General features: G+C 17.0%; 25 protein-coding genes and 6 tRNA genes. 16 read left to right on the top strand and 15 right to left on the bottom strand.

The annotated features are described in order from the left end of the window. Positions 1 to 1,617 (bottom strand): glutamine--tRNA ligase, encoded by a 1,617-nt coding sequence (glnS, locus tag RJT27_RS01305; RefSeq protein WP_343189337.1) that lies wholly within the window; start codon positions 1,615 to 1,617, stop codon positions 1 to 3. A gap of 145 nt (positions 1,618 to 1,762) precedes the next feature. Here glnS and RJT27_RS01300 point away from each other — a divergent pair. From RJT27_RS01300 to rpiA, 4 genes are all read left to right on the top strand, one after another. Further along, positions 1,763 to 1,836: transfer RNA gene (locus RJT27_RS01300), tRNA-Met, on the top strand. Between the two features lie 18 nt (positions 1,837 to 1,854). Next, positions 1,855 to 1,936 (top strand) — tRNA-Leu (locus RJT27_RS01295). Positions 1,937 to 1,957: 21 nt separating this feature from the next. Next, positions 1,958 to 2,028, top strand: a tRNA-Gln gene (locus tag RJT27_RS01290). 89 nt (positions 2,029 to 2,117) lie between these two features. Further along, the gene (gene rpiA, locus RJT27_RS01285) at positions 2,118 to 2,780 is read left to right on the top strand and encodes a ribose-5-phosphate isomerase RpiA (protein ID WP_343189336.1); all 663 of its coding nucleotides are present in this window, start codon (positions 2,118 to 2,120) and stop codon (positions 2,778 to 2,780) included. Between the two features lie 37 nt (positions 2,781 to 2,817). Here the strand turns inward: rpiA and gshA are convergent, their stop codons facing one another. The 5 genes from gshA to alaS form a co-directional block, all read right to left on the bottom strand. Continuing rightward, a complete protein-coding gene (gshA, locus tag RJT27_RS01280; RefSeq protein WP_343189335.1) occupies positions 2,818 to 4,335 on the bottom strand; it encodes a glutamate--cysteine ligase in 1,518 nt (505 codons plus the stop codon). A 59-nt stretch (positions 4,336 to 4,394) separates the two neighbouring features. After that, positions 4,395 to 4,468: transfer RNA gene (locus tag RJT27_RS01275), tRNA-Arg, on the bottom strand. 19 nt (positions 4,469 to 4,487) lie between these two features. Then, a tRNA-Ser gene (locus RJT27_RS01270) sits at positions 4,488 to 4,574 on the bottom strand. Between the two features lie 26 nt (positions 4,575 to 4,600). Beyond that, on the bottom strand, positions 4,601 to 4,786 hold the full coding sequence (gene csrA / locus RJT27_RS01265) for a carbon storage regulator CsrA (RefSeq protein WP_343189334.1): 186 nt from the start codon (positions 4,784 to 4,786) through the stop codon (positions 4,601 to 4,603). A 136-nt stretch (positions 4,787 to 4,922) separates the two neighbouring features. After that, entirely contained in the window at positions 4,923 to 7,538 is a 2,616-nt protein-coding gene (gene alaS, locus RJT27_RS01260) for an alanine--tRNA ligase (RefSeq protein ID WP_343189333.1), read from the bottom strand. Positions 7,539 to 7,643: 105 nt separating this feature from the next. On the opposite strand from alaS, the gene RJT27_RS01255 reads away from it, so the two are divergent. Next, entirely contained in the window at positions 7,644 to 8,585 is a 942-nt protein-coding gene (locus tag RJT27_RS01255; RefSeq protein WP_343189332.1) for an RluA family pseudouridine synthase, read from the top strand. Position 8,586: 1 nt separating this feature from the next. Here RJT27_RS01255 and aroQ read toward each other — a convergent pair whose 3' ends face one another. The 6 genes from aroQ to RJT27_RS01225 form a co-directional block, all read right to left on the bottom strand. After that, positions 8,587 to 9,045, bottom strand: a complete 459-nt coding sequence (gene aroQ, locus RJT27_RS01250) for a type II 3-dehydroquinate dehydratase (RefSeq protein WP_343189331.1) — start codon at positions 9,043 to 9,045, stop codon at positions 8,587 to 8,589. Positions 9,046 to 9,293: 248 nt separating this feature from the next. Continuing rightward, a complete protein-coding gene (gene rplS, locus RJT27_RS01245) occupies positions 9,294 to 9,638 on the bottom strand; it encodes a 50S ribosomal protein L19 (RefSeq protein WP_343189330.1) in 345 nt (114 codons plus the stop codon). A gap of 36 nt (positions 9,639 to 9,674) precedes the next feature. Continuing rightward, on the bottom strand, positions 9,675 to 10,151 hold the full coding sequence (gene rimM / locus RJT27_RS01240; RefSeq protein WP_343189634.1) for a ribosome maturation factor RimM: 477 nt from the start codon (positions 10,149 to 10,151) through the stop codon (positions 9,675 to 9,677). Positions 10,152 to 10,180: 29 nt separating this feature from the next. Continuing rightward, a complete protein-coding gene (gene rpsP, locus RJT27_RS01235; RefSeq protein ID WP_343189329.1) occupies positions 10,181 to 10,432 on the bottom strand; it encodes a 30S ribosomal protein S16 in 252 nt (83 codons plus the stop codon). Between the two features lie 31 nt (positions 10,433 to 10,463). Continuing rightward, positions 10,464 to 11,789 carry a signal recognition particle receptor subunit alpha gene (locus tag RJT27_RS01230; protein WP_343189328.1) on the bottom strand — a complete coding sequence of 442 codons (1,326 nt, stop codon included), beginning with the start codon at positions 11,787 to 11,789 and terminating at the stop codon, positions 10,464 to 10,466. A 21-nt stretch (positions 11,790 to 11,810) separates the two neighbouring features. Continuing rightward, positions 11,811 to 12,902, bottom strand: coding sequence for a prephenate dehydratase domain-containing protein (locus RJT27_RS01225; RefSeq protein ID WP_343189327.1), 1,092 nt, complete (start codon positions 12,900 to 12,902; stop codon positions 11,811 to 11,813). Positions 12,903 to 13,008: 106 nt separating this feature from the next. Here RJT27_RS01225 and rplM point away from each other — a divergent pair, with 106 nt between their 5' ends. Then, complete coding sequence (gene rplM, locus RJT27_RS01220) at positions 13,009 to 13,434, top strand: 50S ribosomal protein L13 (protein ID WP_343189326.1); 426 nt, start codon at positions 13,009 to 13,011, stop codon at positions 13,432 to 13,434. Between the two features lie 11 nt (positions 13,435 to 13,445). Beyond that, positions 13,446 to 13,838, top strand: a complete 393-nt coding sequence (gene rpsI / locus RJT27_RS01215; RefSeq protein ID WP_343189325.1) for a 30S ribosomal protein S9 — start codon at positions 13,446 to 13,448, stop codon at positions 13,836 to 13,838. 55 nt (positions 13,839 to 13,893) lie between these two features. Here the strand turns inward: rpsI and cgtA are convergent, their stop codons facing one another. Genes cgtA through rplU form a run of 3 tightly spaced genes read right to left on the bottom strand, consistent with a single transcriptional unit; the run spans position 13,894 to position 15,520 of the window. Then, positions 13,894 to 14,898, bottom strand: coding sequence for an Obg family GTPase CgtA (gene cgtA, locus RJT27_RS01210; protein ID WP_343189324.1), 1,005 nt, complete (start codon positions 14,896 to 14,898; stop codon positions 13,894 to 13,896). Positions 14,899 to 14,930: 32 nt separating this feature from the next. Then, entirely contained in the window at positions 14,931 to 15,188 is a 258-nt protein-coding gene (gene rpmA / locus RJT27_RS01205; protein WP_343189323.1) for a 50S ribosomal protein L27, read from the bottom strand. A gap of 14 nt (positions 15,189 to 15,202) precedes the next feature. Continuing rightward, the gene (gene rplU, locus RJT27_RS01200) at positions 15,203 to 15,520 is read right to left on the bottom strand and encodes a 50S ribosomal protein L21 (protein WP_343189322.1); all 318 of its coding nucleotides are present in this window, start codon (positions 15,518 to 15,520) and stop codon (positions 15,203 to 15,205) included. Positions 15,521 to 15,721: 201 nt separating this feature from the next. Here rplU and greA point away from each other — a divergent pair, with 201 nt between their 5' ends. From greA to truB, 9 genes are all read left to right on the top strand, one after another. Then, on the top strand, positions 15,722 to 16,207 hold the full coding sequence (greA, locus tag RJT27_RS01195) for a transcription elongation factor GreA (protein ID WP_343189321.1): 486 nt from the start codon (positions 15,722 to 15,724) through the stop codon (positions 16,205 to 16,207). A 26-nt stretch (positions 16,208 to 16,233) separates the two neighbouring features. After that, on the top strand, positions 16,234 to 16,857 hold the full coding sequence (locus RJT27_RS01190) for an RlmE family RNA methyltransferase (RefSeq protein WP_343189320.1): 624 nt from the start codon (positions 16,234 to 16,236) through the stop codon (positions 16,855 to 16,857). Between the two features lie 58 nt (positions 16,858 to 16,915). Then, the gene (gene ftsH / locus RJT27_RS01185) at positions 16,916 to 18,721 is read left to right on the top strand and encodes an ATP-dependent zinc metalloprotease FtsH (RefSeq protein ID WP_343189633.1); all 1,806 of its coding nucleotides are present in this window, start codon (positions 16,916 to 16,918) and stop codon (positions 18,719 to 18,721) included. A gap of 151 nt (positions 18,722 to 18,872) precedes the next feature. After that, positions 18,873 to 19,109 (top strand): preprotein translocase subunit SecG, encoded by a 237-nt coding sequence (gene secG, locus RJT27_RS01180; protein ID WP_343189319.1) that lies wholly within the window; start codon positions 18,873 to 18,875, stop codon positions 19,107 to 19,109. 21 nt (positions 19,110 to 19,130) lie between these two features. Then, positions 19,131 to 19,219 (top strand) — tRNA-Leu (locus tag RJT27_RS01175). Positions 19,220 to 19,331: 112 nt separating this feature from the next. Then, positions 19,332 to 20,837: a transcription termination factor NusA gene (nusA, locus tag RJT27_RS01170; RefSeq protein ID WP_343189318.1), complete on the top strand. Its 1,506-nt coding sequence runs from the start codon at positions 19,332 to 19,334 to the stop codon at positions 20,835 to 20,837. A gap of 75 nt (positions 20,838 to 20,912) precedes the next feature. After that, a complete protein-coding gene (infB, locus tag RJT27_RS01165) occupies positions 20,913 to 22,844 on the top strand; it encodes a translation initiation factor IF-2 (RefSeq protein ID WP_343189317.1) in 1,932 nt (643 codons plus the stop codon). Between the two features lie 41 nt (positions 22,845 to 22,885). Then, positions 22,886 to 23,254 carry a 30S ribosome-binding factor RbfA gene (gene rbfA / locus RJT27_RS01160; protein ID WP_343189316.1) on the top strand — a complete coding sequence of 123 codons (369 nt, stop codon included), beginning with the start codon at positions 22,886 to 22,888 and terminating at the stop codon, positions 23,252 to 23,254. 21 nt (positions 23,255 to 23,275) lie between these two features. Further along, a complete protein-coding gene (gene truB / locus RJT27_RS01155) occupies positions 23,276 to 24,181 on the top strand; it encodes a tRNA pseudouridine(55) synthase TruB (protein ID WP_343189315.1) in 906 nt (301 codons plus the stop codon). The last annotated feature ends 43 nt before the right edge of the window (positions 24,182 to 24,224 follow it).

Genomic DNA, 24,224 nt, shown 5'->3' with positions numbered 1-24,224 from the left:
TTATTTTATTTTTATTGTTCTGTTGAAATTTAATATTTTTTTTGTAGATTTTATATAATCTATATAAAAATATCCTTCTCTTTCAAATTGATAATGAAAATTAGTTTTTAATGTATATATATTAGATTCTATATAACCTTTTTTAATTTTTAATGATTTTTTATTAATATTATTTAAAAATTTTTTAGATAATTCTGGATTTTTTAGATTAAAAAGAGGTTTGTATAATCTAAATTTAGCTAAATGAGAATTTTTTTCAGAAATCCAATGTATTATTTTTATTTTTTTAAAAATTTTACCTAATGTTTTTTTATAATATTTACAAAAAAAAATATTTTTATTTTTTTTTTTTTTTATTTTATAAATTTTAATATTATAAGAATATCTTAATTTAATTTTTTTTTTAATGATATATTTTTTTTTTTTTTTATTATATATATCATATTTATCAATATATAAAGTGTTTGTAAATATAATATATTTATTTCCCATATTATTATTTTTTGGATTTTTAGGTATAAATAATATTTTTTTATAATTTTTTGGTAAATTAGTAATAATAATTTTAATAGGATTTATTATCGCCATGCTTCTTTCAATTTTATAGTTTAGTTCTTTTTTTAAGCAAGATTCTAATGATGATAATTGTAAGATATTTTCTTTTTTCGTTATTCCTGATTTTTTACAAAAATTTATTAAAGATTTTGCTGTATATCCTTTTCTTCTTAATCCAGATATAGTATGTATTCTAGGATCATTCCAATCTTGTATTTTTTTTTTTTTAATTAATTTTTTTATTTTTCTTTTTGATAATATTGTATTTTCAATATTAAGTTTTGAAAATTCATATTGTTTTGGTTTATTTTTTACTTTTATTTTTTTTAAAATCCATTTATATAATTTTTTATTTTCTAAAAATTCTAATGTGCATAATGAATGTGTTATTTTTTCTATTGAATCAGAAATACAATGACTGAAATCATACATAGGATAAATGCACCATTTTTTTTTTGTTTGATGATGATAATCAAATTTTATACGATAAATTATTGGATCTCTCATAATAATACAAGAAGATTTCATATTTATTTTAGCTCTTAAACATGCTTCTCCTTCTTTAAATTTACCATTTTTCATTTTTTTAAATAATTTTAAATTTTTTTGAATACTGTTTTTTCGATATATATTTTTTTTTCCTATTTTATAAAAATTTCCTCTTTCTTTTTTAATAATTTTAATATTAGAAAGATCTACATAAGCTAATTTTTTTTTAATAAGTTTAATTGCATATTTGTATATTTTTTTAAAATACTTAGATGTGAAAAATATATTTTTTTTTATTTTATATCCTAACCATTTTATATCATTAATAATAGAAAAAATAAATATTTTTTTTTCATTTGTAGGATTAGTATCATCAAATCTTAAATTACATTGTCCATTTTTTTTTTTTGCTATTTCAAAGTTTATACATATAGATTTTATATGTCCTAAATGTAAATGACCATTTGGTTCTGGAGGAAATCTGGTTATTATTTTTTTTTTTTTATTTTTTAAAATATAATTATTTATTATTTTATAAATAAAGTTATTTTTATTAAAGTCTATTTTACTCATATTTTATAATTTTATAAACATATAAATTTTATATAATTATATACAAATATTTTTTTTTTTGTTAATTATTTTGATTAAAATAAATGTAGACATATTTTTAAAAGTTTTGTATATTATATTTAAATTGTTTAATTTTATTATTTTTGGCTACGTAGCTCAGTTGGTTAGAGCGCAGCACTCATAACGCTGAGGTCATGGGTTCAATTCCCTTCGTAGCTAAAATATTTTTTTTTTTTTGCGGAAGTGGCGAAATTGGTAGACGCACTAGATTTAGGTTCTAGCACCAAATGGTTTGCGAGTTCGACTCTCGTCTTCCGTATTTATTTATTTATTTTTTTTTTGGGGTATAGCCAAGTGGTAAGGCACCGGTTTTTGATACCGGTATCCCTGGTTCGAATCCAGGTACCCCAGTTTTTATTTATTAAATATCTTTAATTTGTATAATATATTTTAAAATAATTTTTTTATTATTTTTGATATAAAATATTATGGATTTAATTATGAATGTAAATCAATTAAAAAAATCTGTTGCTTTATCAGCAATAAATTATATTTCTTTTAGTGATGTAATTGGTATAGGAACAGGAAGTACAATTAAGTTTTTTATAGAAGGTTTAGGAAAAAAAAATTTTTTTATTAAAGGAGCAGTTTCAAGTTCTAGTTCTACTTCTTTATTATTAAAGAAATATAAAATTAAAGAATTATATTTAAATGATGTAAAATTTCTTTCTTTTTATATAGATGGTGCAGATGAAATTAATATGTTTTTTGAAATGATAAAAGGTGGTGGAGCTGCTTTAACTAAAGAAAAAATTATTGCAAAAAAATCAAAAAAATTTATTTGTATAGTAGATGAATTTAAAATTGTAAATACGTTAGGTTTTTTTCCTTTACCTTTAGAGATTATTCCTATGTCTTATAAATTTGTTAAATGTGAATTAAAAAAAATAGGTGGAAATGTAAAATTAAGAAAAAATATTATTACAGAACATGGAAATATTATTTTAGATATTTTTAATTTATATATTTATGACCCTTATTACATAGAAAATAAAATTAATTCTATTCCTGGTGTAGTTACTGTTGGTTTATTTTCTTTAAGAAAAGCAGATTTGATTTTAATTGGTACTAAAAATGGTGTAAAAATAATAAAAAAAATTTAATTTTTTTTTTTTTTTATTTATTTTTATTTATTTATATTTATTTTTTTTTATTTATTTTTATATATTTTTTTATTGATTTTTTTTTATTAATAATAAATTTTTTTTTATTTATTATTTTAAATTTTTTTTTATTAAATTCTTTTTTATATTTATTTGATAAATGTAAACCAGAATAATGTATTCCTTTTTTCTTTAATAAAAATTTTATAACAAATTCTGAATAAGTATATTTTGGGTTTGTAAAAGATTTTTTAAATTTTTTACATGCATTTGTATATTTTTTATTTTTAAAACAAATATCAAATATTTTTGCAATTTTTATTAAATCTTTATATAATTTTTTATTTATTTTTTTAATTTTTATTTTCATATTATTAAAATAATTAATTATTTTTTTTTTTGGTTTTCTCCCTTCAAATATTATTTTTTTCCAATTTTTATTAATAATAATTAATTCTTTGTTATTTATTTTAGGAGATTTTTTTAAAAAACACCATATTAAAAAAATATCTAATATTAGTATTTGTTTTTTATTAATTCCTATAGATGAAAATGGATTAATATCTAAAGATCTTATTTCTATATATTCTATTCCTTTTTTTTTAAGATTTTTTAATAATGATTCATTTTTTTTTGTGTTTCTTTTTGGTCTAATTTGTGTATATAATTCACTTTCCATTTGTAAAATATTAATATTTATTTGTTGTAATATATTTTTTTTATCTTTTAACCCTATTTTTTTAAAATTTTTACATGGAGTATTTAATAATTTTTTTAAATTTTTAATGTAACTTTTTAATGAATTAAATTTTATTTTATTTTTATTATTTATATTATTTTTATTAATAAAACTTTGTCCTAAACGTAATGATGTTGACCAAGGAAGAAAAATCATATCATATTTTTTTTTATAATTTTTAAATTTTATTTTTTCATTTTTTATATATTCTTTAGATATTGCAGGAGAAGAACCAAAAAGATATGGTATTATCCAACCAAATCTATAATAATTTCTTATAATATTTAAATAACCTTCAGATTTGTTTTTTATTATTTTTTTTTTAATCCATAAATTTAATAATTTATTTGGTAAAGAAAAATTATAATGAATTCCAGCAACTATATTCATTAATGTTCCATATCTTTTTTGTAATCCTTTTCTATATAACGTTTTTTTTAAACCAATATCTGATTTCCCATATTTTGCTAATTTAATTTTTTTATTATTTGATATTTTACATGGTATGCTAAAAGGCCATATTAATTCTGGTTTAATATTTTTTATTATATATTTATGTATATCATGTAAAAAATTTAATAAATATTTATTATTATTTGTTTTTGGAGTTATAATTTCTAGTAAATTTTCTGAAAAATCTGTTGTTATCCATTCATTTGTTAATGAATATCCCATATTTTTAGGATAATTTTTTTTTGACATTTTTCCTTTATTATTAATACGTAATCCTTCTCTTTCTATTCCTTTATAAATATTTTTTAATATTTTTGGATTTTTTTTTATCCATTTTAATTTTTTTGAGATATTTTGTAACAAAATTATCTCCATTTTTTTTTAAAATTAATTATTATATTATATATTTTAATAAATAATTTTGCACTTGAAAGGATTTGAACCTTTTACCTCTCGGTTCGTAGCCGAGTGCTCTATCCAGATGAGCTACAAGTGCAAATTTTAATATAATTATATGATGAGAGAGGGATTCGAACCCTCGATGCATTTTATTACATACTCCCTTAGCAGGGGAGCACCTTAAACCACTCGGTCATCTCACCTATATTATATTTTTTATTATTTTTAATTATATATTTTTTTTTTTTATTTTTTCAGCTTGAATTTTTTGATATATTTCTTCTCTATGTACAGAAATTTTTTTAGGTGCATTTATACCAATTCGTACTTGATTTCCTTTTACTCCTAAAACTGTTACTGTTACCTCATCGCCAATTATGAGTGTTTCGCCAACTCGACGAGTGAGAATAAGCATGTTTTTCTCCTTATCTTTCAAAAAGAATATATTATATTTATAATAATATTTAATTATATTATATTAATTTAAATATTATTATTTTTTTATTTAAAATTTAATTTTAATTATATAATAAATTAATATTATAATATTATCAATTATTTTTTTTAATAATTAATATTAACCAATTTTTTATATTTTTAATAGTTTTTTTTATTTTTTTTGTTTTTAAAAAATTTCCTTCTGCAATTTCATTTTTTCCACCTCCTTTTCCTTTTTTTATTGTAAATATTTTTTTTATTATTTTTTTTGCTGTAATTATTTTTGTTATTTTTTTATCAACATTAATAATAATTCTATTTTTAAATTTATTTTTACTTATTAAAATTATTATAGAATTATTATTTTTTAATTTGTCTATCATTTTTCTTAAAATTTTATGATTTTTATATTTTATAATATTTATTAATAAATTAATATTATTTATTTTAACAAATTTTTTTTTTATTTTTTCAATTTTTTTTTTATATATTTTTTTTTTGTATATTTTATTTTTATTTTTTATTTTTTTTATTAAATTATTTATTTTATATATTTTTTTTATAAAATTATTTTTATCTGTTTTTAAAAGTTTTAATCCTTTTAATATATTTATTTCTTGTTTTTGTATGTAAGAAATTGCTTTATTTTGTGTACAAGCTATTATTCTTCTAGTTGTGGAAGATATTCCTGATTCAGAAATAATTTTAAATGTTCCAATATCTCCTGTATATTTAGTATGAGTTCCTTTACATAATTCTATAGAAAAATTATCTATTATAATAACTCTAACTTTTTTTTTATATATATTATTAATTAAACTTATCGCTCCTTTTTTTTTTGCTTCTTTAAATTTCATTTTTTTTTTTTTTATTTTAATATTTTCAGAAATAATTTGATTTATTATTTTTTCTATTTTATGTAATTGATATAATGGTATTTTTTTATTATGTAAAAAATCAAATCTTATATATTTATCATTTATAAATGAACCTTTTTGTATAATATTTTTTTTTAAAATTTTTTTTAAAGATGTATTTAATAAATGTGTTGTAGTATGATTATTTTGTATTTTTTTTCTTCTATTAATATTAATAGTGGAAAATAAAATATCATTAATTTTTATTGTTCCTGAAATCATTTTTCCAATATGAATTATTGTATTATTATTTTTTTTTGTATTTTTAATTTTAAAAAAGTTTTTTTTATAATATATTAATCCATTATCTCCAATTTGACCTCCTGATTCACCATAAAATGGAGTTTTATCAAGAATTATCTCTCCTTTTTCACCTTTTTTAATTTTATTAGTTTTTTTTTTTTTTATGATTATTTTTTTTACTTTGGACAAATTAATATGTTTATTTTTATAACCTTTAAATTTTGTGTTTAATGAAAAATAATCTATTAATTTATTTTTTTTTTGTTTTTTTTTATTTTTTTTTTTTTCTTTTATATAACCTAATTTATCAAATTTTATTTTTTTTTTATTACATATTTCTTTAGTTAATTCTGGTGGAAATCCATATGTGTCATATAAATTGAATATTATTTTTCCATTTATTTTTTTTTTATAATTTTTTATTTTTTTATAAATTATTTTTAATCCCCTTTTTAATGTATTGTTAAATTTTATTTCTTCTTTTTTTAGTATATTTATTATTTTTTTTTTTTTTATTTTTTTATATATATTTATTTTTTTTATATTATGTAAGGTTATTTTTACTAATTTATATAAAAATGGTTTTTTTATACCTATTTTTCTTCCTGAAATTACTGCTCTTCTTATTATTTTTCTAAGAATATATCCTTGTTTTATATTTGATGGGTGTATTTTTTCTGATATCATTAAAATAGAAGAACGTATATGATCAGTTATTATATTAATAAAATTTTTATTTTTTTTTTTATATTTTATTTTTAATATTTTAATAATTTTATTTTTAATTTTTATATAAGAATCTATTTTATAATTAGAATATACTTTTTGTATTACAGAAGTAATACGTTCTAAACCCATTCCAGTATCTACTGTAATATTTGGAAGTTTTTTAAAATTTCCTTTATTATCTTTATTAAATTCCATAAATACAATATTCCAAATTTCTATAATTTTTTTTTTTTTGTTAATATTTTTATTAGTAATATTTCTTTTTATTTTTCCATAATTATAAAAAATTTCTGTACAAGGACCACAAGGTCCAGTATTTCCCATTTGCCAGAAATTTTCAGAAGTGTAAGGTTTATTTTTAATATCTTTCATTATTATTATTTTTTTTTTTGATATTTTTATAATATTTTTCCATATTAAATATGATTTTATATCTTTTTCATATATTGTTACCCATATTTTTTTTTTATTTAAATTAAACCATTTTTTTGATGTTAATAATTCCCAAGCAATTTTAATAGCTTTTTTTTTAAAATAATTTCCAAAACTAAAATTTCCTAACATTTCAAAAAATGTATGATGATTTTTTGTGTTTCCAACTTTTTTTAGATCGTTATGTTTTCCTCCAGTTCTAATACAATTTTGAACGGTAACAATTTTATTATATTTTGGTTTATTTTTTCCTAAAATTATATTTTTAAATTGATTCATTCCAGCATTGGTAAATAATATTGAATTATCATCTTTAGGTATTAATTTACTACTTGGTAATATTTTATGTTTTTTTTTTGAAAAATATTTTAAGAAAATAGAACGTATTTCATTAGTAGTTTTGTACATTTTATCCTTATATAATTTTTTAAATATGATAAATATATTTTAAATTTATTTTTAAAATAATAATATCAATTTATTAATTTTAATATTTATTATTAGGAATATATAATGAAAAAAATTAATTTAATTAAAATAGTCCCTTTTTATTTAAAAAAGAAAAGATTAGATTTAATTTTAGTATATTTATTTAAGGAATTTTCTCGTACTTTTTTAAAAAAATTAATTTTAGAATATTCTGTTTTTGTAGATGATAATATTATTTTTAATCCTAAAAAAAAAATTTTTGGTGGAGAAATAATAAGAATTTTTACTTATTTAAATTTTTTAAAATTTAATAATATTTTTTTAAAAAATATTTTAAACATTGTTTATGAAGATGATTTTTTTTTAATTATTAATAAATCTTTTAATATGATTATTCATCCTTTTAAAGGTTGTTTAAATATAACATTATTTGATATTTTATTAAATAAATATAATTTTTCTAAAAATATACCAAGAGCTGGTATTTTACATAGATTAGATAAAAATACTACTGGATTAATTATTATAGCTAAAAAATTATTTATATATAAAATTTTTTTAAATTTATTTAAAAAAAAAAAAATTTCTCGTGAATATTTAGTATTAGTATGTGGAAATGTAATATCAGGAGGTACAATAAAATTTCCTATTTCTCGTAATAATTTTAAAAAAAAACATATGAAAGTAGATTTTTTAAATGGTAAAAATTCAATTACTCATTATAGAGTTATAAAAAAATATTATTTTTATACATATTTGAAAGTTTTTTTAGAAACAGGAAAAACGCATCAAATTAGGTTGCATTTATCTTATATTAATTTTCCAGTATTTGGAGATCTTGTATATAATAAAAAGAATATTTATAATAAAAATATATTACATAATATTTCTTTATTTCCTAGACAAGCTATGCATGCTCAAACATTAAAATTTTTTCATCCGTTTACTAATCAATTAATGTATATAAGCACTTCTGTTTATAAAGATATTAAAATTTTAATAAATTATTTAAATAAAAATTTTTAATTTATTTTTTTTTTAATCTTTTTATTGATGTTTTTAAAGCTATTAAATATCCATCTATTCCAAAACCAGAAATTATTCCTTGAGAAATATCAGAAAACCAAGATTTAGATCTAAATTTTTCTCTAGAAAAAATATTTGATATGTGAACTTCTATAAATGGTATTTTTACAGCCAAAAGAGCATCTCTTAAAGCTATACTCGTGTGTGTAAAAGCAGCAGGATTTATTATAATGTAATCTATTTTTTTTTGTGAAATATGTATTTTATTAATTAATTTATTTTCTGAGTTAGATTGAAAATGATATAATTTGCAATTTAATTTTTTTGCTTTTTTTTTTATTATTTTTATTAATTTTTTAAAATTTATATTTCCGTATAATTTTGGTTCTCTAAATCCTAATAAATTTAAATTAGGTCCATTTAATAATAATATTTTTTTTTTTTTAATTTTTTTTTTCATATTTTTATATTTTTTTATTTTTTTTATTTTTTTTTATTTTTTTTTATTTTTTTTTATTTTTTTTTTATTTTTTTTTTATTTTTTTTATTTTTTAAAATATTATATTAATATTAAAATATTTTATATATTTTTTTTTATTATAAATATATTTTTAAAATAATTTAAATATTAATTTATTTTAAATATTAAATTTTATTTTTTTTTGTTTTTTTTTAATTTTTCGCCGTCTTTTTTTAAGACGGCTTATTTTATTTTATTTTTTCTTTAATTTTTGCTTCTTTACCTTTTTTGTTACGTAAATAATATAATTTTGCTTTTCTTACTTTTCCAAATCGTTTAATTTTAATTTTATTTATTATAGGAGAATGTGTTGGAAATACACGTTCTATTCCTTCTCCGTTAGATATTTTTCTTATTGTAAAAGAAGAATTTAATTGTTTTTTTTTTATTGCGATTACTATTCCTTCAAAATTTTGTAATCTTTTTTTTTTTCCTTCTTTTACCCAAATTTCTACTAATATTGTATCTCCAGTATTAAATTTAGGTATATTTTTTTTTTGTTCTTTTTCTATTTCTTGAATAATATTATACATTATTAAATAATCCTTTTTTTTATATATAAATTATTTTTAAATATATTTTTCACTAATAAATATTATTTTTTTTTTTATTTCTATATATTTAATTATTTTTTTATATATAAAAGGAATTAATATTTTTTTTTTTTTTTTTATTATTAAAATATCATGTTTTTTATTGGTAATAATATTATTTATTTTACCTAAATATTTATTTTTTTTTGTAAATATATGACATTTTATAATATCTTTCCAATAATAATTATTTTTTATTTTTGGAAGATTATACATATTAGTTGATATTTTTTTATTTTTAAATTTTATTGATTTTGTTCTATTTTTAATATTATTAATTTTTATTAAAAAAATATTTTTTTTTTTTTTATATTTTTTTATTTTAATGTAAAAATATTTTTTTTTTTTTTTTATAAATAATGGTTTATAATTTAAAAAATTTTTTTTAATTTCTGTATAAGAAATCAATTTTAAATATCCTAATATTCCATATGGTTTTTTAATTTTTCCAATTAATATTATTTTTTTTTTTTTATTTATTTTTATAATTTTTCTTCTTTTATTTTATTTATTAAATATTTAATTCTAGAAGTTATTTTTACTCCTATTTTTTTCCAGTATTTTAATTTTTTTATATTTATAAAAATATTATTTTTTTTTTTACTTTTTATTGGATTGAAATAACCAATTTTTTCAATAAATCTTCCATTTCTTGGAAATCTTGTATCTGCTACAACAATTTTATAAAATGGTTTTTTTTTACAACCATGTCTCGCTAATCTTATTATAACCATTTTTTCTCCTTTTTTATTATTTATATTTTTTTTAAAAAAAATTTGGTATAAAATTTTTTAATGAGTTAAAAATTTTATTTATACCATTTTTTTTTATTTTTATTATTGTTTTTTTAATGTTTAAAAAATTTCTTAATAATATATTTATTTTTTGCACAGAAATTCCAGATCCTTTTGCTATTCTTTTTTTTCTAGAATTTTTTATTATTTTTGGATTTTTTCTTTCTTTATTAGTCATAGAATATATTATAGTTTCTAATTCTTTTAATGTTTTATTTTTTTTTTTTTTTTTAATTGAAATTTTATTAATAATTTTATTTATTATATTTGATTTTTTTATTTTTTTTAAATATTTTAAACAATCATTTAAATTAAAAGAAATTTTTTTTTTTATTATTTTTTTTTTTTTTTTTTTTTTTATTTTTATTTTTTTTTTTATTTTTTTTATTAATGAAAAAATATTATTTAATCCTAATATTTTTTTTGTTATTTTTATTGGACAAAATTTTTTAATTGAATTTATTTTTTCTCCATTACTTATAAATTTTATTGGTATTTTTGTTAAATATTTACATGATAAAGCTATTCCGCATCTTGCATTACTATCCATTTTTGTTAAAATTATACCTGTTATTGGTAATAAATTATTATATTTTTTAATAATATTTATTGAATCTTGTCCTATCATAGAATCAATTACAAATAATGTTTCATTTGGTTTTATTTTTTTATACATATTTTTTAGTTCTTTCATCATTTTTTTATTATTATGTAATCTTCCAGATGTATCTATTAATAATATATCATAAAAATTTTTTTTTGCTTTTTTAATACTTTTTTTTGCAATATTTATTGGTTTATCATTTTTTTTAGATAAAAATACATCTAATTTTTCTTTTTCTGAAAGTAATTTTAATTGTTTTATTGCAGAAAATCTATTAACATCAGTAGATACTGTTAATATTTTTTTTTTATTTTTTTTTTTAAATAATTTTCCTAATTTTATTAAATTAGTAGTTTTTCCAGATCCTTGCAATCCAATGATTAATATTTTTGTTAATTTATTTTTATTTAATTTTATTTTTTTATTTTTTTTTCCTAAAATTTTTATTAATTCTTTTTTTACTATTTTAATAAATTCTTGTCCTGGGGTTAAATGTTGATTTATTTTTTTTCCTATAACTTTTTTTTTTATATTTTTAGTAAATTTTTTTATTACTAATAATGCTACATCAGCTTCTAATAATGATTTTCTTAGTTCTCTTAAAGAATATTTAATATTTTTTTTAGTTAATCTTCCTTGATCATATATTTTTTTTATAATTACAGAAATTTTTTTAGTTAGATTATTAAACATTTTTTTCTCAATTATATATTTTTAAATGATATTATTATTAATAGGATAATATCCTAATATTTTTATTTTTTTTGTTTTTAATATCATTTGAGATAATATTTTTTTCATGTTTTTAGTATATGCTTTTATTAAAATTTCTAAAAAAAAATTTTTTTTATTTAATGATTTTATATTAAATTTTTTTTTTTTTAATAGTAAAAATATTTTAATTAATTTTTTTTTTTTTTTTAAAGTAAAAAATAATGTTAATTTGTATTTTTTATTTTTATTTATTTTTATTTTTTTATTTGATAATATTACAAATCTTGTAGTGTTATTTTTTTTATTAGATATATTTTTTATTAATGTATATAAATTATATATTTTGCAATATTTTTTATTTCCTATAGCAGCTATATTGTTTTTATTTATTAATGATATTTTTTTCATTGCTTGAGAAGTGCTTTTTGTAATATTTAAATTCCATTTTGAATATTTTTTAATAAAAATATTACTTTGTTTAATAGGTTGTTCATGACTGTAAATATTTTTTATATTTTCTATTTTAGTATTTTTTTTAACTAGTAAACAATGTTTTATTAATATATTAATTTCATTTATTATAAATAAATTTGTTTTTTTTAAAAGATTTAAAATTTCATTAATATAACCTGAACATATATTTTCAATAGGTAATATCGTGTAATGAAATAATTTATTTTCATTTTTTTTTATTGCTATTTTAAAATTTTTACAATTTATTTTTTTAATTTTTTTTTTTTTTTTTTTAATGTATTTACAAGCAGCTTCATATGAATAAGAACCTTTTGGTCCTAAAAAAAATATTTTTTTTTTTTTTAATATTTTTTTTTGTATATATCTTGATTCTTTAATGATTATTTTAAATATTTTTTTTAAAAAAAATTTTTTTATTTTTTTTTTTTTTCCTATTTTTAATAAAAAATTTAAAAGTTCTTTTTCTCTTTTTTTATCTTTTATAGAAAAATTATTTTTTATTTTTATTTTTGCTATTTTTTTTATTATTTTTTTTCTTTTAGCTAAAATTAAGATTATTTTTTTATCTATTTTATTAATTTTTTTTCTTAAATAAAGTAAATTTTTTTTAAAATTCATGTTTTTTCCTTTATAATTTAAAATTATTTTTGATATTTTATATTTTTAAATATTTAATAATATATTAATAATACATTAATATAAAGATTAAGGTAAAAAATTATATATGAAAACATTTTCAGCTAATAATCAAATTAAAAGATCTTGGTATTATATCGACGCAAAAAATAAAATATTAGGAAGGTTAGCAACTAAAGTTGCATGTTATTTAACAGGAAAACATAAAGTAATTTATACTCCTCATATAGATACAGGAGATTATATTATTATTTTAAATGCAAGTAAAATTAAAGTTACTGGTAATAAAAATATAAAAAAAAAATATTATCATCATACAGGATATATAGGTGGTATTAAATCAATATTATTTAAAGATATGTTAATTAAAAATCCTAAAAAAATTATAAAATTAGCTGTTAAAGGAATGTTGCCTAAAGGTTCTTTAGGAAGAGTTATGTTAAATAAATTAAAAATTTATATAAATGATATTCATATAAATTTTGCTCAAAAGCCAAAATTTTTAAAAATTTAATTGGAAAAATTATGAATATAATACAAAATTATGGAACTGGTCGTCGTAAAACTTGTTCTGCTAGAGTTTTTTTAAAATTAGGAACAGGTAATATTGTTATTAATACTCGTTCTTTAGAAAATTATTTTTGTAGAAAAACAGCATGTATGATAGTTTTACAACCATTAGAATTATTAGATCTTGTAAATAAGTTTGATTTTTATATTACCGTTAAAGGAGGAGGAATATCAGGACAGGCTGGAGCGATTAGGCAAGGAATAACTAAATCATTAATACAGTATGATCATACATTACGTTCTGAATTAAGAAAATTTGGTTTTGTTACAAGAGATTCTCGTAAAGTTGAAAGAAAAAAATTTGGTTTTAGAAAATCTAGAAAACGTCCTCAATTTTCAAAAAGATAATTTTTTTATAACCCGGGTTTTAAAATCCGGGTTGTTGATATTAATAATTATAATATTATTTTTTTAAAAAAATATTAATTTTTTTTAATAGTTTTTTTATTCCTTTTTTAGTAATACATGAAATAAAATAATATTTTTCTTTTTTAATATTTAATATTTTTTTAATTTTTTTTTTAATTAAAATAAGTTCTTTATTATTTAATAAATCAATTTTATTAAAAATTATCCATATATTTTTTTTATTTATTTTTTCTTTAAATTTATTAATTTCTTTTTTTATAATTAAAATATTATTTTTAATTTCTAATATATTTTTTTTTTTTATATCTACAATATGTAATAACATTTTACATTTTTTTAAATGTTTTAAAAATCTAAAACCTAAACCAATTCCTTTTGAAGCACCTTTTATAATTCCTGGAACATCTGCAATAGTAAATTTTTTTTTTTTATTTCTTACAATTCCTAAAATTGGATTTATTGTAGTAAATGGATATGCTCCTATTTTTGTTTTTGCTGCAGATATATTTTTAATAAATGTAGATTTTCCTGAGTTTGGTAATCCTAATGTTCCTATATCTGCTAATAATATTAATTCTAAAATAATATTTTTTTTTTCTCCTTGTTTTCCTAAAGTTCTTTTTTTAGGAGAACGATTAATTGATGATTTAAATTTTGTATTCCCTAATCCTCGTAATCCTCCTTTTGCTATTAATATTTTTTGTTTATGTTTAGTTAAATATTTTATTTTTTCAAAAGTATCGCTATTTATAATTTTTGTTCCAATAGGTACAATTAATTTTATATCATTTCCATTTTTTCCTGTTTTATTTTTATTTTTACCATTTTCTCCGTTTTGAGCTTTAAAAATTTTTTTATATTGATAATCTATTAAAGTATTTAAATTTTTATTTGCTATAATCCATATATTTCCCCCATTTCCACCATTTCCTCCATTAGGACCTCCTTTTGGTATATATTTTTCTCTTCTAAAACTAACACATCCATTTCCTCCATTTCCTGCTTGTAAAGAAATTTTTACTTCATCAATAAATTTCATTTTATTTTTAATATTTAATTAAATTTTATTAATTATATGTGAATTACATTAATATATTTTTTTTTTTTATATTTTTTAAATTGAAATTGAACTTTTCCATCTTTAATTGCATATATTGTATGATCTTTTCCACATTTTACATTTATTCCTGGATGAAATTTAGTTCCTCTTTGTTTAACAATTATACTTCCTGATGTAATCCATTCTCCTCCAAATTTTTTTATTCCTAATCTTTTAGAATGTGAATCTCTTCCATTTCTTGTAGAACCCCCAGCTTTTTTATGTGCCATATTTTTTCCTATTTTTAAATTTTATTAATAATATTATTTATTTGTATTTTTGTGTATGGTTGTCTATGTCCTTGTTTTTTTTTATAATGTTTTCTTCTTTTAAATTTTATTATTTGTATTTTTTTTTTTTTATTATGAGATATTATTGTAGCTTTAATTAAGCTTTTTAATAAAATTGGTTTTCCTATAAAAATTTTTTTTTTTTTTTTTATCATTAATATATTTTTTAAAATTATTTTTGATCCTTTTTCTTTATTAATTTTTTCTAATATTAAATATTTTCCTTTTTTTGCTTTATATTGTTTTCCGCCATTAATAAATATTGCGTACATATTTTTCCTTATTTATTAAAAATTTTTATTTAAAATATAAAATAATATTTTTATTATTTAATATAACATTTAATTTTAAATTTTATTAATATTATTTATTATTTAAATTAATATAAATTTTTGTTTTAAAAAAAAATTTTTTTTGATAAAATTAAATATATATTTTATTATTTTTAATAAATTTTATTTTAAGGTATATATATGAATCATTTAATTCCAATGACCTTAAAAGGATCAATAAAATTACAAAAAGAATTAGAATATTTAAAAAAAATAAAAAGAACAAAAATTATTAATGCTATTATTAAAGCTAGAGAATATGGAGATCTTAAAGAAAATGCAGAATATCATGCTGCTAAAGAAGAACAAAGTTTTTGTGAAAGAAAAATAAGAGATATTGAATATAAATTATCTAATGCTAATATAATAGATGTTACTAAATTATATAATAATGGAGTTGTTGTTTTTGGTTCTACAATTACTATTTCTAATATTAAAAGTTGTAAAAAATATACTTATAGTATTGTAGGAGATGATGAAGCAAATTATAAAAAAAAAATGATTTCTATTTATTCTCCTGTTGCTAGAGGTTTAATAGGAAAAAAAATAAATGATATTGTTTCTATTAATATACCTGATGGTATAGTTAAATATGTTATTTTAAAGATAGATTATATTTCTATATAAATATTTATTTTGATTATATTTTATTTATGTCTAATAATAAAAAATTTAATAATTCTTCTCAATGGATTCATAATCATATTAATGATTTTTATGTTAAATATTCTTATAAAAATAAATTACGATCTAGATCTTGGTTTAAATTAAAAGAAATAGATAAAAAAAATAATATTTTTAAATCAGGAATGAAAGTTATTGATTTAGGTTCTTTTCCTGGAGGTTGGTCTAAATATGTTATTTCTAAAGTAGGATTTAAAGGTTTAGTTATTGCTGTTGATAAAAAATTTATGAATGTAATAAAAGGAGTAAATTTTATTCAAGGAGATATTAATAAAAAAGATATATTAAATAAAATACTTAGTTTTAAAAAAAAAATACATGTATTAATTTCAGATATGTCTCCAAATATTAGTGGTATAAAATTTGTTGATGATATAAAAATTATTAAATTGATAAAAATTTCTTTAAATATATCAAAAAAAGTTTTATTAAAAAAAGGAATTTTTATAGTAAAAGCTTTTCAAGGAATAAAATTAGATTATTATATAAAAAAAATAAAATTATTTTTTTTGAAAGTTTATTTATATAAACCTAATTCTTCTAGATCTAGTTCTAGAGAAATTTATATAATTGCAATTAGTAAAAAAAAATAAATTATTTTTATTTTTTTATTTTTTTTTTTATTATGAGGTTAACTCTTTGAGTAGTGAAATGGTTAAAAATTTTTTTTTATGGTTATTTATTGTTGTAATTTTAATGTCTATTTTTCAAAATTTTAATTTTAATGAAAAAAATTTTCAAAAAGTAAATTATTCTAATTTTATATCTGATATAAATCAAAATAAAATTCGTGAAACGGATATTAATGGTAGAATAATTAATGTTTTTAAAAAAGATAATAGTAATTATATAACATATTTACCAATGATTGATTCAAAATTATTAAATATTTTATTATCTAAAAATGTAGTAATTAAAGGATCTTTTCCTAAAGAACCTGGATTATTGACTTCAATTTTTATTTCTTGGTTTCCTATGTTGTTATTAATTGGAGTTTGGATATTTTTTATGAAAAAAATACAAATTGGTGGAACAAAAGGTTCTATATTATTTGGGAAAAATAAAGCTAAAATGTTAAATAAAAATCAAATTAAAACTAATTTTTCAGATGTAGCAGGTTGCGAAGAGGCTAAAGAAGAAGTAATGGAATTGGTAGAATATTTAAAAGAACCATATAAATTTCAAAAATTAGGAGGAAAAATACCAAAAGGAATTTTAATGGTTGGTCCTCCAGGAACAGGTAAAACTTTATTAGCTAAAGCTATTGCCGGAGAAGCAAAAGTTCCATTTTTTACAATTTCTGGATCAGATTTTGTTGAAATGTTCGTTGGAGTTGGTGCATCTAGAATGAGAGATATGTTTGAAAATGCAAGGAAATCTTCTCCATGTATTATATTTGTAGATGAAATTGATGCAGTTGGTAGAAAAAGAGGTTCTGGTTTAGGAGGAGGTCATGATGAAAGAGAACAAACATTAAATCAAATGTTAGTAGAGATGGATGGTTTTGAAAAAAATGAAGGTGTAATTTTAATTGCTGCTACTAATAGACCAGATGTTTTAGATCCTGCTTTATTAAGACCGGGAAGATTTGATAGAAGAGTTGTTTTATCTTTACCAGATATTATTGGAAGAGAAAAAATTTTGAAAGTTCATATGCGAAATATTCCTTTTGATTCTGATGTAATACCAAAAATTATAGCAAGAAGTACTCCTGGTTTTTCTGGTGCGGATTTAGCAAATTTAATTAATGAAAGTGCTTTATTTGCTGCTAGATTAAATCATAAAAAAGTTTTTATGTCAGATTTAGAACAAGCAAAAGATAAAATAATTATGGGTGTGGAAAGAAAATCAATTATAATAAATGATTCTCAAAAAGAATTAATTGCTTACCATGAATCTGGTCATGTTATTGTTGGTAAATTAATTCCAAATAATGATCCTATTCATAAAGTTACTATTATTCCTAGAGGAAATTCATTAGGATTAACTTTCTTTATTCCTAAAGAAGATAATATAAGTATTAGTAGAGAAAAATTAGAAAACCAAATATCTACTTTATATGGAGGTCGTTTAGCTGAAGAAATTATTTATGGTGTTAATAATGTTTCTACAGGTGCTGTAAATGATATTAAAGTAGCTACAAATTTAGCAAGAAGTATGGTTTCAAAATGGGGGTTTTCAGAAAAATTAGGACCTTTATTATATGAAGAAGATAATAATGAAGTTTTTTTAGGTAATTCTTTTAATAAAATTCAAAATATTTCTGATCATACTTCTTATATTATTGATCAAGAAATAAAATTTTTAATAAATATTAATTATGAAAAAGCAAGAATTATTTTAAATGAAAATATAGATATTTTACATGCAATGAAAGATGCTTTAATAAAATTTGAAACTTTGAATTCTTTGCAAATTGATGATTTAATGAATCGTAAAAAAGTTAGATCTATTTAAAATAATAATATACTTCAAATATAATTTTATTATTTTTTTTATTATTAATAAAAATAATTAATTATTTATGCATATTATTTTATAAGTTTATTATTATACACTTTGAAATAATATGTATAATTTTTTTATTTATATTAAGGAAATATTATATATGTATCATTTTTTATTAATAGTATTTATGTTAATATCTTTTTTTTTAATTTTATTTATAATGTTACAATTAAAATTAGGTATAAATAAAAATAATAATTTTAATAATAATATTTTAGAGAAATTAGATAAAAATTATGATAGTAATAAATTAATTAATTTTTTAATTATTATTTTTTCTTTTTGTTTTTTTTTATTAAGTATAATATTATGTAATATTAATTCTAATAATTTATAAAATATTATTAAATTTATTAATACCGAGATGGTGAAATAGGTATACACGCTACTTTGAGGTGGTAGTGCCTAAAATAAATAGGCTTGCGGGTTCGATTCCCGTTCTCGGTATTTTGTTCAATTTTTTTTTATTTTAAAATATAAATTTAATTTTAAAATTAATTTAAATAAATTAATAAAATTTTATTTTATTATATATATTTAAAATAAGGTTAAATAAAATATGAACAAAGAAATTTTATCTGTGGTTGAAGCAGTATCTAATGAAAAATCATTACCTAGAGAAAAAATTTTTAAAGTATTAGAAAGTGCTTTAGAAAAAGCAACAAAAAAAAAATATGAACAAGATATTGATATAAGAATCTATATTAATAGAAAAAATGGTAATTTATTAACTTTTCGAAGATGGTTAGTAGTAAAAGAAGTTTTACAACCAACTAAAGAAATAACTTTAGACGCAGCAAAATTAGAAAATATTAATATAAAAATTAATGATTATATTGAAGATAATATTGATTCTGTTATTTTTGATCGAGTTATTACTCAAAAAGCAAAAAAAATTATTGTTAAAAAAGTTAGAGAAGCTGAAAAAGAAATTATTATAAAACAATTTAAAAAAAAAATAGGTTTAATTGTTATTGGAAATATTAAAAAAATACAACGTAATAATATTTTTGTTAATTTAGGAAATAATGCTGAAGCTATAATGCATAAAAAAGGAATGCTTCCTAAAGAAAATTTTAGATTAGGAGAAAGAATACGTGGTATTTTATTTATTATAAATCCTAAATCAAAAAAAGCACAATTATTAATTAGTCGTATTGGTACAGATATGTTAATTGCTTTATTTAATATAGAAATACCTGAAATTTTAGATAAAATTATTGAAATTAAAAAAATTGCTAGAGATCCAGGTTCTCGTTCTAAAATAGCTGTAAAAACTAATGATGAAAAAGTTGATCCAGTAGGAGCTTGTGTTGGTATAAAAGGATCAAGAGTGCAATCTATATCAAATGAATTAAATGGAGAAAGAATTGATATTATTTTATGGGATAAAAATCCTTCTCAATTTGTAATTAATGCAATGGCTCCAGCTGATGTTAATTCAATTACTATTGATCATGAAAGAAATAGTATGGATATATTAGTTAATTTTAATAATTTATCTCAATCTATTGGAAGAAATGGTCAAAATGTAAAACTTGCTTCTCAATTAACGGGTTGGGAGTTAAATGTAATTACTTTAGAAGATATTAAAATAAAAAAAACTAAAAAAACAAATATAATATTTAAAAATTTTAAAAAATATTTAGATTTTAACGATTTAATTTTACAAGAGTTAGTTGATTTTGGTTTTTCTTCTTTTGAAGATTTATCTATGATTTCTAAAAATGTTTTTTTAAATAGTAATATAATTAATACAAAAATAATTAATGAAATAAAAAAACAATCTAAAAAAGTTTTAAAATTAATATCATTAGATTTTAAAATTTCATATAAAAAAAATAAAATTAATAAAGAATTATTAAATTTAGATAATATGAATATAAATATTGCAATACAATTAATAAAAAAAAATATTTTTTCATTAGAAGATTTAGCTGATCAAGGAACAGATGATTTAATTGATATAGAAGGTTTAAATATTTATGAAATTAAAAAATTAATTATGGATGCTCGTAATATTTGTTGGTTTGATAAAAATATTAATAAATATAAAGAAGAGTAACTATTAATAATTATAAATAGTTATATTATTTTAAAAAAATATTTTTTTTTTTAAATAAGGAGAAAATTATTTAAAGTGAAAATATCAAAAAATAATAAAAATATAAAATTTAATATTAAAAATAAAAAAAATAATATTAATAAAAAAAAAAAAAATGTTATTAAAAAATCTTATAATAGATTTATTTTAAATAAAAATGAAATTAATAATAATTATAAAAATATATTAAAACAAAATTTTAAAAAACCTTTAAAATTTATATCAAAAAATATTTTTATTAATAAAAAAATTTCTGTATTAGATTTATCTAAAAAAATGTCTATTAAATCTAAAAAAGTTTTAAAATTTATGGATAAAGCAGGGATATCTGGAAATGTTAATGATTTTTTAAATCAAAAAGATGCTATTTTAATTATAAAAAAATTTGGATATAAACCAGTATTGAATTTATTAAATGATGATTTTGAAAAAAAAATATTAAAAGAAAGAAATATAAATTTAAATATTAAAAAAAAAATTAGACCTCCTATTGTTACTATTATGGGACATGTAGATCATGGTAAAACTTCTTTAATAGATTATATAAGATCTACAAAAATAATTAATAAAGAATTTGGAGGTATAACACAACATATTGGTTCTTATCATGTTAATGTAAATAATAAAAAAATTACTTTTATAGATACTCCTGGTCATGCTGCTTTTAAATTAATGCGATTAAGAGGAGCTAAAATTACTGATATTATTGTTTTAGTAGTTTCATCTGATGATGGAGTAATGCCTCAAACAATAGAAGTAATAAAACATGCAAAATTATATAATGTTCCTATTATTGTTGCTATTAATAAAATAGATAAATGTAATAATACTACTAAAATTAAAAATGAATTATCTAAATATGATATTATTTCTGAAGAATGGGGTGGAGAAAATATATTTGTTGAGATTTCTGCAAAATTTGGAACTGGAGTTAAAGATTTATTAAATTATATTTTATTGCAAGCAGAAATATTAGAATTAAAAGTTTTTTATAATTGTATGGCTAAAGGATTAGTTTTAGAATCTTATATAAATAAAGGAAGTGGTCCAGTTGCTAATATTTTAATTAAAGAAGGTATTTTATATAAAGGAGATGTTTTTATTTCAGGAGTAGAATATGGGAAAATACGATCAATAAAAAATGAATATTCTTTATATATTAATAAAGCTTATCCTTCTATGCCTGTAGAAATATCTGGATTATCTGGAATTTTATCTGTTGGAGATGAGGTTTTAGTTATAAAAAATGAAAAAATAGCAAAAGAAATTATTAATAATAGAAAAAATTCTTTAAAAAATAAAAAATTTAATAAATATAAAAGATTAAATATTGATAAAATGTTTTCTATGGTTAATGATGAAAATATTTCGATATTAAATATAATTTTAAAAGTAGATGTACAAGGTTCTTTAGAAATAATTTTAAATGCTTTAAAAAAAATTTCCAATAATAAAGTTAAAATTAATATTGTTTATTCTGGGGTTGGAAATATTACTAAAAATGATTTAGATTTATCTATTACTTCAAATGCTGTTATTATTTCTTTTAATATTCATATAGATAATAAAATAAAATTTATTATTAAAAATAAAAATATAATTTTTTATAATTATTTTGTTATTTATAAATTAATTGATGCAGTTAAAATTTTAATGTCTAAACTTTTAAAACCTTTATTTTATAAAAATAAGATAGGAGTTGCTGAAGTAAAAAATATTTTTAATACTTCTAAATCTTGTATTATTGCTGGTTGTATAATTATTGAAGGAATAATAAAAATTAATAGTTCAATAAAAATTATAAGAAATAGAAAAAAAATATTTAAAGGAAAATTAGAATCTTTAAGACATTTTAAAGATAATGTTCAAGAAGTTTCTTCTGGTTTAGAATGTGGAGTTGGAATTAAAAATTTTAATGATATTAAGATAGGAGATATTTTACATATTTTTGAAATTATTAAAAAATAATTTTTTTTTTAAAATATATTTATATTTATAGAGAAATTGAAATGAGAAATTTTTCTAATCGTTCTATTAAAATATCTAAAGAATTTAAAAGACATATTTCTGATATTATTAGAATATATATTCAAGATCCTCGTATTAGATTTAATATTACAGTTTCAAAAGTGGAAACATCAAATAATTTAAATAATGTGAAAGTTTTTATAATTTGTTTTGATAAAGGTAATGTGTTAAATATTAAAAATATTCTTTTAATATTACAAAAAGCATCAAAATTTATTTGTTATATTTTAAGTAAAAGAATGTATTTAAGAAATATACCAAAAATTTTATTTTTACATGATAATTCTTTTTTAAAAGGTTTAAAAATATCTAATTTAATTAATAAAATTATTAAAAAAAGCAGTATTTAAAAATATATCTGGAGAAAATTAATGTTTTTTTTAAAAAAACATGATATAAATGGAGTTTTGTTGTTAGATAAACCTAAAGGTTTTTCATCAAATTATATTTTACAAAAAATAAAAAAAAATTTTTTTATAAAAAAAGCTGGTTATATAGGAACTTTAGATCCTTTAGCTACAGGGGTTCTTCCTATATGTTTTGGTTTTTCTACAAAATTTATCAAATATTTTAATATTTTAGATAAAAAATATTTTGTATTATCAAAATTAGGAGAAAAAACTAATACTTCAGATGCATATGGATATGTTATAAAAAAAAAAAAAAAATATATTTTTTATTCAAAATTATTAAATGTATTAAAAAATTTTCATGGATTACAAAAACAATTACCATCGATGTATTCTGCAATAAAATTTTGTGGAATTCCTTTATATAAATATGCTCGTGAAGAAATTTTTATACCTTTAAAAAAAAGAAAAATTAATATTTATAATATAAATTTAATATTTTTTAAAAAAGATATTTTATGTTTTAAAGTACATTGTTCTAAAGGAACTTATATAAGAACTTTAGTAGAAAATTTAGGTGATAAATTAGGATGTGGAGCTCATATATTAAATTTAAGAAGATTGCAAATATCTTCTTATTACGAATCTAATTTAATTTCTTATAATATAATTAAAAAAATATTTAAAAAAAAAAATAATATTGAATTTTTGAAAAAAAATATAATTTCAACTGATACTTTAGTTTCTTCTTTTCCTAAAATATATATTTCTAAAAAACAATTAAGTATATTAAAATCAGGAAATAAAATTTTTTTTATTTCTTTTTATGTTGGTTTTTATTCTATTTATCTTTCTTTTAAAAATATTTTTTTAGGTGTAGGTAAAATTAAAAAAGATGGTTTTTTATATCCTGATTGTATTATATAATGAATTTTATTAATTTAATTTTTATTTTTTTTTTTTTTTGGAG

Origin of the sequence: Buchnera aphidicola (Greenidea ficicola), from assembly GCF_039386055.1 — a bacterium.
GTDB classification, from domain to species: domain Bacteria; phylum Pseudomonadota; class Gammaproteobacteria; order Enterobacterales; family Enterobacteriaceae; genus Buchnera_K; species Buchnera_K aphidicola_A.
The sequence above is the reverse complement of the archived record's forward strand: the minus strand, read 5'-3'. Positions and strand labels throughout refer to the sequence as shown.

What these genes read in the sequence shown, in the direction of transcription:
- greA (WP_343189321.1), top strand. Translation starts at nt 15,722, where the DNA reads ATGAATCATTTAATTCCAATGACCTTAAAAGGATCAATAAAATTACAA.
- rpiA (WP_343189336.1), top strand. Translation starts at nt 2,118, where the DNA reads ATGAATGTAAATCAATTAAAAAAATCTGTTGCTTTATCAGCAATAAAT.
- rplS (WP_343189330.1), bottom strand. Translation starts at nt 9,638, where the DNA reads ATGTATAATATTATTCAAGAAATAGAAAAAGAACAAAAAAAAAATATA.
- RJT27_RS01255 (WP_343189332.1), top strand. Translation starts at nt 7,644, where the DNA reads ATGAAAAAAATTAATTTAATTAAAATAGTCCCTTTTTATTTAAAAAAG.
- rpsP (WP_343189329.1), bottom strand. Translation starts at nt 10,432, where the DNA reads ATGGTTATAATAAGATTAGCGAGACATGGTTGTAAAAAAAAACCATTT.
- rpmA (WP_343189323.1), bottom strand. Translation starts at nt 15,188, where the DNA reads ATGGCACATAAAAAAGCTGGGGGTTCTACAAGAAATGGAAGAGATTCA.
- cgtA (WP_343189324.1), bottom strand. Translation starts at nt 14,898, where the DNA reads ATGAAATTTATTGATGAAGTAAAAATTTCTTTACAAGCAGGAAATGGA.
- rpsI (WP_343189325.1), top strand. Translation starts at nt 13,446, where the DNA reads ATGAATATAATACAAAATTATGGAACTGGTCGTCGTAAAACTTGTTCT.
- RJT27_RS01225 (WP_343189327.1), bottom strand. Translation starts at nt 12,902, where the DNA reads ATGAATTTTAAAAAAAATTTACTTTATTTAAGAAAAAAAATTAATAAA.
- RJT27_RS01190 (WP_343189320.1), top strand. Translation starts at nt 16,234, where the DNA reads ATGTCTAATAATAAAAAATTTAATAATTCTTCTCAATGGATTCATAAT.
- csrA (WP_343189334.1), bottom strand. Translation starts at nt 4,786, where the DNA reads ATGCTTATTCTCACTCGTCGAGTTGGCGAAACACTCATAATTGGCGAT.
- rplM (WP_343189326.1), top strand. Translation starts at nt 13,009, where the DNA reads ATGAAAACATTTTCAGCTAATAATCAAATTAAAAGATCTTGGTATTAT.
- truB (WP_343189315.1), top strand. Translation starts at nt 23,276, where the DNA reads ATGTTTTTTTTAAAAAAACATGATATAAATGGAGTTTTGTTGTTAGAT.
- glnS (WP_343189337.1), bottom strand. Translation starts at nt 1,617, where the DNA reads ATGAGTAAAATAGACTTTAATAAAAATAACTTTATTTATAAAATAATA.
- alaS (WP_343189333.1), bottom strand. Translation starts at nt 7,538, where the DNA reads ATGTACAAAACTACTAATGAAATACGTTCTATTTTCTTAAAATATTTT.
- RJT27_RS01230 (WP_343189328.1), bottom strand. Translation starts at nt 11,789, where the DNA reads ATGTTTAATAATCTAACTAAAAAAATTTCTGTAATTATAAAAAAAATA.
- nusA (WP_343189318.1), top strand. Translation starts at nt 19,332, where the DNA reads ATGAACAAAGAAATTTTATCTGTGGTTGAAGCAGTATCTAATGAAAAA.
- ftsH (WP_343189633.1), top strand. Translation starts at nt 16,916, where the DNA reads ATGGTTAAAAATTTTTTTTTATGGTTATTTATTGTTGTAATTTTAATG.
- aroQ (WP_343189331.1), bottom strand. Translation starts at nt 9,045, where the DNA reads ATGAAAAAAAAAATTAAAAAAAAAAAAATATTATTATTAAATGGACCT.
- rplU (WP_343189322.1), bottom strand. Translation starts at nt 15,520, where the DNA reads ATGTACGCAATATTTATTAATGGCGGAAAACAATATAAAGCAAAAAAA.
- rbfA (WP_343189316.1), top strand. Translation starts at nt 22,886, where the DNA reads ATGAGAAATTTTTCTAATCGTTCTATTAAAATATCTAAAGAATTTAAA.
- secG (WP_343189319.1), top strand. Translation starts at nt 18,873, where the DNA reads ATGTATCATTTTTTATTAATAGTATTTATGTTAATATCTTTTTTTTTA.